Source organism: Asanoa sp. NPDC049573, from assembly GCF_040676615.1.
GTDB lineage: Bacteria > Actinomycetota > Actinomycetes > Mycobacteriales > Micromonosporaceae > Asanoa.
Genome location: NZ_JBFAPI010000008.1, coordinates 328,830 through 340,003 on the forward strand (window position 1 = coordinate 328,830; position 11,174 = coordinate 340,003).

An 11,174-nucleotide genomic window follows, 5' to 3' on the forward strand; every position below is an offset into this window, starting at 1 on the left:
AAGGGTTTAAGGTCGCCGGGTGCGGGTTGGTGAGCTGGCGCGCCGGACCGGAACGACGCTCCGGGCCCTGCGTTATTACGAGTCGGTCGGGCTGGTGGTGCCGCGGCGGCTGGGCAACGGCTACCGCGAATACGACCCGATCGCGGTGCGCCTGGTCGATCAGATCCGCGAGCTGATGGCGCTCGGGCTCAGCGTCGAGGAGACCCGGCCGTTCGTCGAGTCGATCGCCGCCGGGGCCGACGAGGCCGATGTGTGCGCCGCCGCGCTGGCGACCTACCGGAGCACGATCACCGGGCTCCAGGAACGGATCGGCAAGCTGACCGAACAGCGTGACGCCCTCGACGCCCGCCTCGACGCGGTCGCCGCGCGGGTGGTGACCGGCCGACCGGTCGCCGGAGCGCAGCCGGCCAACCTGGTCGGCCAGCCATTGCCGGCGCTGGTCTTCTACGCCACCGACGGGCGCCCGGTCGACCTCGGCGCGCTCGGCCCGGGGCGCAGCGTCATCTTCGTCTACCCGCTCACCGGGCGGCCCGGCGTCGACCTGCCCAACGGCCTGCTCGAGGTGCCGGGCGCCCTGGCCGGCACCGAGCCGGCCGCCTGGTTCCGCGACCACCACGCGGAGATCCGCACGGCCGGTGCCGCCCGGGTTTACGGGCTGTCCGCGCAGTCGACCGGCTATCAGCGCGAACTCGCGCACCGGTTGCGACTGCCCTACCCGCTGATCCCCGATCCGCGGCTGACGCTGGCCGCCGCGTTCGGCCTGCCCACCTTCACGGCCGGCGACATGACGTTGTACGAGCGGCTGACGCTGGTCATCGCCGACGGAGTGGTCGAGCACGTCTTCCACCCGATCCCGGAGCCGGCCTCGCACGCCCTCGACGTGATGCGGTGGCTGACCCAGCAACGGTCTACTGCTGGAGGCGAAGGCTCCAGGTCGCGTCGCCGGGCGAGCTGACCTGGACGGTCAACTCGGCGCCTTCGGTCAAGTCGATCTGGTTGCTGGTGGCGTCACCGGTGCTGGAGCACGACACCGTGAAGTGGTCCAGCGGCTTCAACTCGACCTCGATCTCCGTGCCGGCGGCCGCGTGGCAGGTCACGATCGCCCAGAGCGGCACGCCGGGGCGGACCCGGGCCCGGCCGACGATCGACGGCCCCTGGGTCGGCTCCTGGTAGAGCAGCGTCTGTAGGCCGGGCAACTCCGTCGCCTCCGCCGGGATCGGGCTGGAGCGGTCGTCGGCCGGCGTGGTGGCCGGCACCGAGGCGGGCACGACGGCGACGGCGGGAGGCGCTTGTTCGGCGGGGTCGGAGATGCACGCCGAGGCTGCGGTGGCGAGCGCGGCCAGCGCGAGGAAGCTTCCGATCCAGCGGCGCATTGACATCCCCCCGGGTTGAGTGGATGCACATCGTAGGACCCCGATCTTCCGGCGCGCTACGGTCGTGGGATGCGCGTACCTACCGCGGCGATCACCGCAGGGTCTCTCATCGGGGGCTGGCAACTGGCCCGCAAGACCGGCAACCGGCCGCTCGGCGGCGTGGTCCTGGCGGCCGGCGGGGTGCTGGCCGGCCGCGAGTGGGCCCGCCGCACCAACCCGACAGTGACCGGGGCGTTGGTCGCGACCTACCTGGCCGCCTTCGGCCTGTCGCACCCGCTGGCCAAGAAGATCGGCTCGTGGCCCGCGGTGCTCACCGTCTCGGCGCTCACTGCCGGCGTCTCCTACGCCGCCGCCGACCGCCGCTAGGCCCCGGGGCCGTCGAGCAGGGCCCGCAGCGCGGCGCAGTGGGACCTGTAGGCCTGCTCGCCCTCGGCCGTCATCCGGTAGGTGGTGCTGCCGCCGCGGCCATGGCCGTCCTTTATGGACTTCACGTAGCCGGCCGACTCGAGCGTCGACATCTGCTTGGACAGGTCGGATTCGCTCAGGCCCAGGTGGTCGCGGAGAAACCGGAACGAGGCCGACGGCGCGTTGGCCAGGATCGCCATCGCGGCGAGGCGTTTGGGCACGTGGATGATCGGGTCGATGCCGCCGATCATGCGAGCCGCGACCTCACCTTGGCGGCCGCGACCGCGTAGCGCCGCTCGTACGCGGCCAGGCCGGCGGTGACCAGTACGAAAGCGACTGCGGCGGCGCTCGGCGCGCCGGCCAGCCACCAGGTGAGGCCGACGACGAACGCGACTACGGGCACCGCGATGCCGTAACCCCGCCAGACCGCGGCGATCTCGCGCGGCGGCGTGCCCCGGCCGGGCATCGGCAGGGCGCCGTGCCGCCGGCGCATCCAGCCGATGAAGCCGGCCTCCAGCGCGATCAGGAGAACCAGGAGCCCGATGGCGAGCGGAAGGTTGGCGCGCCACCAGGAGAAGACACCGATCATGGCTGCCGCCCAGGCTCCGATGGCCGGCGAATACCACCACGGGGTCGCCGGATAGTCGATGTAGGGCGCCGCCTCGGACCGCCGCACGATGTCCAACTGCTCCCGGGCGACATAACTTTCCACACCGGAAACTTTAGGCGATCACTTTCCAACCTGGCAAGTGCAGGCTGTTTTGAGGCTTTTATGACGCGACGAGCGGATCGTCGGATTAGCCTGTGTCCACTATGCGCAACGTCTCCAGGCGTGCCCGCCTGACCCTGATCCCGCTGGCGGTCGCTCTGCTCGCCACCGCTCTGGCCGGCCCCGCGGGGGCCGCACCCGACGACGGCTATTCCGGCGCGGGCTCGGTTATCACGGTCACCACCACGAGCGTCGGCGCACCGGGCAACCCGGCGGTCGCGGTCGTGCCGTTCACCGATGCCGTCTACCGGTCGTGCGCGCAGGCCCCGCCGAAATCGCGCGGCTGCCTGGAGGTGGGTCGGGTCGGGTACCCGTACCAGATCGGGCAGATCGAGGTCACGGTCGAGCAGTGGGTGGCGTTCCTGAACACCGCCGACGCCACCGGGCGCGACCCGCACGACCTCTATGACGTGACCGAGAGTTCCACCGCGTGGCCCCGGTTCGGGCAGATCAACTTCGCGCCCCGCGCGGCGCTCGGCCGCCACTATTCGGTCGCTTATCCACAGTGGGCGGACAAACCCTACGGGTTCGCGACGTTCCTGCGGGCGGCGCGCTTCGTCAACTCGCTCGGCAACGGCCGGATTCTCGGCACCTCGTCGAGGAGCGTCGGCCGGTTCCGCTACACCAGCTATCGGGTCAAGCTCTCACCCAACACCGAGACTGGCATGTACGACATGGCGCGGCGCGCACCGATGCGTACGAAGAACACGGGGTTCGTGCTGCCCAGCCAGAATGAGTGGATCAAAGCGGCCTACTACGACCCGCGGCGGGGCGGCACCTACTCGTACTGGAAATACCCGACGAACGCCGGCGTATTCGGCGACGGCGACGACACCGCTCCGGCGCCGACCGTTCTGCACCCGTCGACCGGCGACGTCACCAACGCGACGACCCAACCGCTGGCGTCGTATCACGCCAGCGACATGCCGGCGCCGGCCTGGTGCCCCGGGCAGGTGTCGCCGGAGGCCTGCACCACGGTCAACCCGCTCGGGCTCGACCCGACCACCTACGCGTCGCTCTACCAGGGCAGCCTGAGCACGGTCGGGCAGGCCCGCACGCTCTCCCCGTGGGGCACCCTCGACCAGGGCGGCAACGCCGTGGAGTGGACCGACACGGTCGCCGCACCGCCCGCCGGGCAGGACGGCGAGCGGGTCTGGCGGCGCCTGCACGGCGGCATCTCCAACGCGCCGGCCTTCCAGATGTGGCCGTCGGCGGTCGGGTTGCAGCCCCAGGACAATGCGTTCTTCGCGCACAGCTATCCCTGGCTGGGCCTGCGGATCGGCGTGCTCGGCACCCTCAGCTCTTGAGGTTCTGCCGAATGGCGGCCCAGTAGGCACCGATCAGGACGGCGCCGATGGCGGCCACGGCGCCGGTCGCCTTGCCGCTGCCGAAGAAGACCGCGATCAGGATCGCGACGACGTAGAGCATCGGCACAAGGGTATCCAGAGTTCGTCGATTCATGGCCGCCAGCCTAGATCCATTCGCGTTTCGGGGAGTCCCCTTATTCGCGCGCTCAACCCGGCCGTTCGACGCGGGTGGGGTTGCCGCGGACGAGTTCGTCGTGGATGTGCCAGCGTGCGGTGACAACGGTGCGGCCGGGCGGCCTCGTCGCCGCGTTCGAGGCGCTGCCGCAAGCGGGCGAGGGCCAGGCGGCGGTTCTGGGTGAACTGGCGTTCGGTGTCGACCACCACCACGATCCCGGACGGGCGGTGGGTGGCCCGGACCGCGGTGCTGGCCTTGTTGCGGTGTTGCCCGCCGGGGCCGCCGGTGCGGATCGCGACGACCTCGACGTCGGCCGCCGCGAACCGGGTCACGGGCGCGTCGACGGCACACGGCGCGGAAACGACGTACCAGTTCTTCCGGCCGACCGTCCGATACGGACTCGGCGCCTGCCAGCACAGCGTGCCGGTCCACGAAGCCACGAATTCAGCCGCGCCCGACCCCGTGATGTCGAACAGCACCGAGAGAAACGTCGCCGAGCGCGGGCCCGGCACCGACTCCAGGCGCCGGATCGACAGGCCCTGGCGGGCGCCGGTGGTCTCCAACCGGCGGGCCAGCGACGCCACCGCCCACGCGCACTCCGACGGGCCGCGGCCCGCCGACATCAGCAGTGCGGTCACGACCGCCGCCGCGGTGCGTCGCGGGTCTTGTAGGTGACCAACGGGACCGTCGTCGCGATGGGAGTGGCCAGGTCGTGGTCGGTCAGGTCGGCGATCACCTGCTCGATCCGCTTGTAGGCCGTCGGCGCCTCCTCGAAGAGCAGTTGCCGGTCACCGCAGACGACGATCGAGCCCAATGGCGTACGCCGTAGCTCCTCGATCGTGTGTTTGGCCTTCCCCCGGCGCAGCGCGTCGGCGCGGGACATCTTGCGGCCCGCGCCGTGTGCCACCGAGCGGTTGGCCTCCGGGCCGGCGTGCGCGGCCACCAGGTAGGAGTTGGTGCCCCGGGTGCCGGCGATGAGCACATCGCCCCCGTCGCCCGGTGCCGCGCCCTTGCGGTGCAGGAACACTCCGTCGCGGACCTCGACCAGGTTGTGGCACCGGTCGACGATCGGCTCGGTCGGGCGCGCGCCCAACGCCTCCAGGACCCGCTCGGCGATCAGCCGGCGGTTGAGCGAACCCCACCGCACCGCGTCGTCGTGCGCGGCCAGATAGGCCGCCGGATCCGCGGCCGGGCCGGCGCCGTGCACATCGGTGTGCGCCCGCAGGATCCGTTCGCCGAAGCCCCGCGAACCACTGTGGACGATCAATACCAGGGAGCCGGCGGCGAGCCCGAGGCGGGCGGCGTGGTCCGCGGACAGCACCGTGCCGATCCGGGCCAGTTCCACGAAGTGGTTGCCGCGGCCGACGGTGCCCAGGCTCTCGACATAACCGCCGGGCGGCGCCGAGGACGGTGCGACCGGTCGGTCGAGGTCCGGGAAACGGCCGGCCAGTTTCTCGGGGACCGCCCGCTTGAGGCCGACCGGGAACACCGCGATGCCGCAGCCGATGTCGGAGCCGACCAGGTGTGGGTAGAGCACGGTCGAGGCCATCGCGGCGCCGATCGGGGCACCCTTGCCGGGGTGCAGGTCGGGCATGCCGGCGACGTGCAGCATGCCGTCGAGAGCGGCGACCTGGTGGCACTGGTCGACGGCGGCGGACTCGATCCAGCTGCGCGGAGACGCGAAAACGGTGACGGAAGACATGACGTCCTTGGGGAAGGAGAAGGGGCGGCCGGAGCGCGTGGGTGCCCGATCAGAACGTCATGGGCCAAGGATCGTGGAGATCACCCGGCACGGCAACGGATTTACCGCCCCGCGCGCGCCACCGCCCCCACGATCCGGTCCGTCTCGTCGTCGAACTCGCCGATCAGCTCTTCCAGCAGGTCTTCCAACGCCACCACACCGACCACCTCGGCGCCGTCGCTGACGACCGCGAGTTGGGCGCGGTGCTCGCGCATCAGCCGCACGGCGCCGGCCACCGGCACCGACCCGCCGAGGCTCAACGGTGACGACATCAGGTCGGCCGCCGTCTGCGGCATGCCCGAGAAGGTGGTCGACCGAGCCGCGTCGCGGACGTGCACGAAGCCGAGGACCTGGCCGCTGCCGGACACCACCGCGAGGCGCGACCGGCCGGAGCGCCGGCTGGTCAGCTCGACCGAGCGGGCCGAAGCCGACGGCGGCACCGAGACAACGGCGGTCAGCGGAGTCATCACCTGCGCCACCGTCGTGTTCTGCACCGCCAGCATCGCGGTCAGCAACTCGTGCTCGGCCGCCTGGATGGTGCCGTGCTCGCGCGACGACTGGAGCAACAGCCGCAACTCGTCGGGGCCGTGCACCTGGGCCAACTCGTTCTGCGGGCGCACCTTGACCAGCCGCAGGCAGGCGTTGGCCAGCTCGTTGAGGGCGAGCAGCGCCGGCCGGGTGAGCCAGGTGAACGCCCGGAACGGGCGGGCCAGCAACAGCGCCGACCGCTCCGGGTGGCTGATCGCCCACGACTTCGGAGCCATCTCGCCGACCACCACGTGCAGGAAGCTGACCACCACGACGGCGAGCAGGAACGCGAAGACGTAAGAGAGCCCCGACGGCAGGCCCGCCGCGCCGAAGACCGGTTGCAGCAGGTGGCTCACGGTCGGCTTGGCCAGGGCACCCAGCGCCAGCGTGCACAGCGTGATGCCGAGTTGGGCGCCGGCCAGCATGACCGACAGTTCGCGTACGCCGGCGATCGCGGACCGGGCCGACTTGTTGCCGTTGGCCGCGGCCTGCTCAAGCCGGTGTCGCTTGGACGCGACGAGCGCGAACTCGGCCGCGACGAAGAACGCGTTCGCCACCAGCAGGAGCAGCGAGAAGATCAGGGACCAGGTCGTGCTCATGCCCGCACCACCCACAGCGAGACCTCGTCCGGCACGTGCCGGCGCACCGACTCGACGCGCAGCCGGGCCCGGCCGGGCGACACCGGTTCGGCGTCCGGCGACAGCACCGGCGGCAGGCTGGCCAGCACCTCGTCGCCCGGCGCCGGCACCCGGCCGAGGTGTTGCAGCACCAGGCCGGAGAGGGTGTCGTAGCGGGGCGAGGTCGGCAGCACCACACCGGTCGCGTCGGCCACCTCGTCCAGCCGCCAGCGGCCGGGTAGCGACCAGCCGTTGTCGGTGCGGCGGTGTGCCGACGGCTGCGGCAGGTCGTCTTCGTCGTGGATCTCGCCGACCAGCTCTTCCGCGACGTCCTCCAGGCTGACGATGCCGGCGAAGCCGCCGTACTCGTCGATCACGCAGGCCAGCTGGCGGTGTTCTGCCCGCAGCCGTTCCAGCACGGCGGGCAGCGGCAGGGTCTCCGGCACCAGCACCGCGGGGGACGCGAGCGAGCCGATCGTGACCGTGCCCCGCTGCGACGGCTCGACGTCGACCACGTCGGTCACGGAGACGATCCCGCGCACGTCGTCGACGGCGGCACCGAGCACCGGGAACCGGCTGTGTCCGGTGTCGAGGAGCTCGATCACGCGTACGGCCGGCTCGTCGGGGTGCACGGTGACCACGTCGACCCGCGGCACCATGGCGTCGCCGGCGGTGCGGGTGCGGAAGTCGAGGCCGTGGTCGAGCAGCCGGGAGGTGTCCTGGTCGAGCACGCCCGAGGCGCGCGAGCTCTCGATGATCGCGTCCAGGTCTTCGGTGGTGGCGCCCTGTGGCAGCTCTTCGACCGGCTCGATGCCGACCGCGCGCAGCAGCCGGTTGGAGGTCGCGTCGAACAGCTTGATGACCGGGCCGGCGACGGCCAGGTAGGCCAGCGTCGACCGGGACAGCGAGCGGGCCAGCGCGTCGGGCTTGGCGATCGCCAGGTTCTTCGGCGCGAGCTCGCCGACCACCATCTGCACCACGGTCGCGACCAGCAGCGCGATGGCCACCGAGATGGTCGCGCTGACCGCGGTCGAGGCGCCGGTGAGGCCGACCAGGTCGGCGACGCCCTCGCCCAGGTAGGGCTCGGCGACGTAACCGGCGAGCAGCGCGGTGACGGTGATGCCCAGTTGGGCGCCGGAGAGCACGAACGAGAGCCGGGACGTGACGTGCAGCGCGCGCTCGGCGGCGGCGTCACCCGCTTCGGCGGCGGCCCGGAGCTTGGCCCGGTCGACGGCGACGTAGGCGAACTCCTGGGCCACGAAGAACCCGGTCGCCACGGTCAGGACGATGATGATCGCCAGGCCCGCGAGGATCAACATGATCTGGTCAGCCGGTCCGAGACCGGCCGGGTACTACAGCCTTCAGTCACCTGCCAAGATTATCCGCACTCGCTGGACGTTCGCTGGGAGACCGCTCAGGCGAGGTAGCCGCTGGCCTGCAGGTGGAACAGCTCCTGGTAGAGGCCGCCGGCGGTGACCAGGTCGTCGTGCGTGCCGTGCTGCACGACCCGGCCGTGGTGCAGCACGTAGATCTGGTCGGCATGCCGCACGTTGGCGAGCCGGTGTGTGATCAGCACCACGGTGCGGTCCGGGCGCCTGCGTAGCTGCTGGAACATCGCGTGCTCGGCCCGGGCGTCGAGCGCCGACGACGGCTCGTCGCAGATCAGCAGCGGGGCGTCGCGGTAGAAGCCGCGCGCCGCGACCAGTCGCTGCCATTGACCGCCGGACAGGTCGTGCCCGTCCTTGAACTCCCGGTTGAGCAGTGTCGCGTACCCCTTGGGAAGTTTCTCGATCATCTCGTGGGCCAGTGCGGCGCCGGCCGCGTCGATCACCGACGGTCCGCCGCCCCGCTCCCGGCGGCCGACCGCGATGTTCTGGTGTGCGGTGAACGGGAACTTCCACCAGTCCTGGGTGATCACCGCGACGTGGGCCGCCCGGCTGTCGGAATCCAGTTCGCCGATGTCGACGCCGTCCCAGGTGATCTGGCCGCCGGTCGGTTGGTAGAGGCCGCTGAGGAGCTTGGCCAGGCTGGATTTGCCCGAGCCGTTCTCGCCGACCAGCGCGATCACCTGGCCCTTACGCAGGGTCAGCGAGACCTCGTCGACGGCGGGCTGTTCGGTGTCGGGGTAGCGCAGGCTGACCCGGTCGAGCCGGATCTCCTCGAAACCGGACACCGGCCGGCCGCCCGGTTCGGGCGCCCGTTCCCGGGCCCGGTCGACGAAGTCGCGGAAGTCGCCGTAGTAGAGCGCGTCCTCGTAGAGCTGGTTGGTCGCGTAGACGGCCGTGTTGAGGCCCATCTGGGCGGCCTGCAGGGCGAGCAGCGCGGTCGCCGCCGCGGCCAGCGGGATGGCGCCGTCGACGAGCAGCCAGCCGAGCACCGCGTAGAGCGCGAGACTGGCGAACCCGCCGAACGCCGCGCCCAGCGTGCGGGTGCCGGTCTGCGCCCGGATCAGCCGCATCTCGGCGACGGTCTGGATCTGCATCACCCGCGAGTATTCGCCGAGCAGGAAGTCGCGCATCTGGTAGCTGCGGACCTCGGCCGCGGTGTGCCGGTTGGCCATGATGCTGCCCAGCAGCCACATCCGGCGCCGCCGGCTGATGTAGGCGATCATCGCGAGATACTCCCGCCGGGCCATCCGCACTGCCGTGATCGCCGACGGGATGGCGGCGGCGATCAGGCAGGGCAACAGGATCGGCTCGATCACGGCGATCGCGGCCGCCGTTGCGGCAACCCGCACCAGGCCGGTCAACAGGTCCACACTGGAGTTGACGATCGACGCGGCCTCGGTCATCCCGCGCTCCTTGGCCCGGTCCATCTCCTCGGCAAAGCCCGAGTCGTCGAACGCGGCCAGGCCGACAGCGGTCGTGGCGCCGAACAGCCGCAACTCGACCGCATAGTTGATCTGGGGCGCGATCCGGGCCTGGGCCCAGCCCGCGGCGATGGTCAGCCCGCCCCGCATCGACACCGCGACCGCCGCCGCGATCAGGGCGGGCAGCGCAGCCCTGATCCGGTCGGGCGTCGGGCCGGCCGCGAACAGTTCGGTCAGCACCGTGCTGGTGGCGAGCAGGCCGAACGTGGTCGCGACGCCGGCGAAGATGTTGAGCCCGATCGCCGCTACGGTGTCGCGCTTGTTGGCCTGCCAGGCCAGCGACAGCGCCTCCCGGACGATGGCGGGGAGGCGCCGGGCGACCGACCAGAAGCTGGTGGCCGCGAACGTGTCGACGTGGTGCAGCCAGGCCGGCGATCCGAGTTCGGGTAGGACGTCGTCGTCATCGGCGAGCGGGGTCTGCCGGACGGTGGTCTGCTCCACTGGGCCGCTCCTCGGTCACACACCGGATCGGGCAGGTAGGCAGCGGACCCGCGCATGACGCCCCGGGTCACCGCCCACTTTAGTCGCTCGGTGTATATCTCGGCATGACCCTACGAGGTGTAAGCCTTGACTTTGACCCGGCCGATAGCCTCGGCGCGTGGAGATTCGCGACGCGTCGCCGGCCGACTGGCCCAAGATCTACCCGTTCTTCGCGGCCATCGTCGACGCCGGCAACACCTACGCCTACCCGACGTCACACTCCCTGGAGACGGCGCGGCCGTGGTGGATGGAGGAGCCGCCCGGGCAGACGGTCGTGGCTGTGCACGACGGGCTGATCCTGGGCTCGGCGAAGATGGGCCCCAACCGGCCGGGCCGCGGTGCGCACATCGCGACGGCGAGCTTCATGGTCGACCCGGCCCAGCAGGGTCGCGGCGTCGGCAAGGCGCTGGGCACCTACGCGGTCGAGTGGGCGCGGTCGCGGGGTTATGTCGGGATGCAGTTCAACGCCGTGGTGGAGACCAACATCGTCGCCGTGCGGCTCTGGCAGCAACTCGGCTTCACCATCATGACGACGATCCCGGAAGCCTTCGACCATCGCGTGCACGGTTTGGTCGGCCTGCACGTGATGTACCAAAAGTTCTGAGCGGCTCTTGCCGGCCTTTGTCCCTTTTGGAGGCTAAAATCACTCATACTTTCGGCTAGCTTCCCCGTGCCGATCGGCCTAAAGTAAGCGTCGATCGGTCGAAGCGTGCTCTATAGCAAAGATCGCTATCGGGGCACCACCGCTGGGAGGCCACCATGACGACGCAGACAGTTTCCGAGTCCACTCCCGACACCGTCCTGGCGTCGGAGAGCGCGACCGAGCTGCTCACCGCGATGGCCGCGCTGCCCGCCGGCCACCCGACCCGGGCACGACTACGCGACCGCACGATCGAAGCCTGGCTCCCCC

At 71.1% G+C, this 11,174-nt stretch carries 12 protein-coding genes and 2 pseudogenes; 5 read left to right on the forward strand and 9 right to left on the reverse strand.

Annotation, left to right across the window (positions count from 1 at the left end):
- The first annotated feature begins 19 nt into the window (after nt 1-19).
- Complete coding sequence (locus AB0J74_RS20780; protein WP_363450188.1) at nt 20-955, forward strand: MerR family transcriptional regulator; 936 nt, start codon at nt 20-22, stop codon at nt 953-955.
- On the opposite strand, the gene AB0J74_RS20785 is transcribed toward AB0J74_RS20780, so the two are convergent.
- Nucleotides 909-1,373: a hypothetical protein gene (locus tag AB0J74_RS20785; protein ID WP_363450190.1), complete on the reverse strand. Its 465-nt coding sequence runs from the start codon at nt 1,371-1,373 to the stop codon at nt 909-911. The genes AB0J74_RS20780 and AB0J74_RS20785 overlap by 47 nt on opposite strands.
- Before the next feature lie 69 nt (nt 1,374-1,442).
- On the opposite strand from AB0J74_RS20785, the gene AB0J74_RS20790 reads away from it, so the two are divergent.
- Nucleotides 1,443-1,739 (forward strand): hypothetical protein, encoded by a 297-nt coding sequence (locus tag AB0J74_RS20790; RefSeq protein WP_363450192.1) that lies wholly within the window; start codon nt 1,443-1,445, stop codon nt 1,737-1,739.
- On the opposite strand, the gene AB0J74_RS20795 is transcribed toward AB0J74_RS20790, so the two are convergent.
- Both AB0J74_RS20795 and AB0J74_RS20800 read right to left on the reverse strand, forming a co-directional pair.
- Nucleotides 1,736-2,029 carry a transcriptional regulator gene (locus tag AB0J74_RS20795; protein ID WP_363450194.1) on the reverse strand — a complete coding sequence of 98 codons (294 nt, stop codon included), beginning with the start codon at nt 2,027-2,029 and terminating at the stop codon, nt 1,736-1,738. The genes AB0J74_RS20790 and AB0J74_RS20795 overlap by 4 nt on opposite strands.
- Nucleotides 2,026-2,490: a hypothetical protein gene (locus AB0J74_RS20800; protein WP_363450196.1), complete on the reverse strand. Its 465-nt coding sequence runs from the start codon at nt 2,488-2,490 to the stop codon at nt 2,026-2,028. The genes AB0J74_RS20795 and AB0J74_RS20800 overlap by 4 nt, the downstream gene beginning before the upstream one ends.
- A gap of 101 nt (nt 2,491-2,591) precedes the next feature.
- Between AB0J74_RS20800 and AB0J74_RS20805 the strand changes: the two genes are divergently transcribed.
- Nucleotides 2,592-3,854 carry a hypothetical protein gene (locus AB0J74_RS20805; protein ID WP_363450198.1) on the forward strand — a complete coding sequence of 421 codons (1,263 nt, stop codon included), beginning with the start codon at nt 2,592-2,594 and terminating at the stop codon, nt 3,852-3,854.
- Here AB0J74_RS20805 and AB0J74_RS20810 read toward each other — a convergent pair.
- The 6 genes and pseudogenes from AB0J74_RS20810 to AB0J74_RS20835 form a co-directional block, all read right to left on the reverse strand.
- The gene (locus tag AB0J74_RS20810) at nt 3,844-4,008 is read right to left on the reverse strand and encodes a hypothetical protein (protein ID WP_363450200.1); all 165 of its coding nucleotides are present in this window, start codon (nt 4,006-4,008) and stop codon (nt 3,844-3,846) included. The two genes, AB0J74_RS20805 and AB0J74_RS20810, sit on opposite strands and share 11 nt — an antisense overlap.
- Nucleotides 4,009-4,060: 52 nt before the next feature.
- Nucleotides 4,061-4,652, reverse strand: a pseudogene (gene prfH / locus AB0J74_RS20815) (peptide chain release factor H).
- Nucleotides 4,653-4,663: 11 nt separating this feature from the next.
- Nucleotides 4,664-5,731, reverse strand: coding sequence for an RNA ligase RtcB family protein (locus AB0J74_RS20820; RefSeq protein ID WP_363450202.1), 1,068 nt, complete (start codon nt 5,729-5,731; stop codon nt 4,664-4,666).
- A gap of 101 nt (nt 5,732-5,832) precedes the next feature.
- A complete protein-coding gene (locus AB0J74_RS20825; protein WP_363450204.1) occupies nt 5,833-6,897 on the reverse strand; it encodes a hemolysin family protein in 1,065 nt (354 codons plus the stop codon).
- Complete coding sequence (locus AB0J74_RS20830; RefSeq protein ID WP_363450206.1) at nt 6,894-8,234, reverse strand: hemolysin family protein; 1,341 nt, start codon at nt 8,232-8,234, stop codon at nt 6,894-6,896. The genes AB0J74_RS20825 and AB0J74_RS20830 overlap by 4 nt, the downstream gene beginning before the upstream one ends.
- Nucleotides 8,235-8,329: 95 nt before the next feature.
- Entirely contained in the window at nt 8,330-10,225 is a 1,896-nt protein-coding gene (locus AB0J74_RS20835; protein ID WP_363450208.1) for an ABC transporter ATP-binding protein, read from the reverse strand.
- A 157-nt stretch (nt 10,226-10,382) separates the two neighbouring features.
- Here AB0J74_RS20835 and AB0J74_RS20840 point away from each other — a divergent pair, with 157 nt between their 5' ends.
- Together AB0J74_RS20840 and AB0J74_RS20845 are read left to right on the forward strand one after the other, a co-directional pair.
- The gene (locus tag AB0J74_RS20840) at nt 10,383-10,868 is read left to right on the forward strand and encodes a GNAT family N-acetyltransferase (RefSeq protein WP_363450210.1); all 486 of its coding nucleotides are present in this window, start codon (nt 10,383-10,385) and stop codon (nt 10,866-10,868) included.
- Nucleotides 10,869-11,023: 155 nt separating this feature from the next.
- Nucleotides 11,024-11,174, forward strand: a pseudogene (locus AB0J74_RS20845) (RNA polymerase sigma factor SigF); the annotation flags it as partial.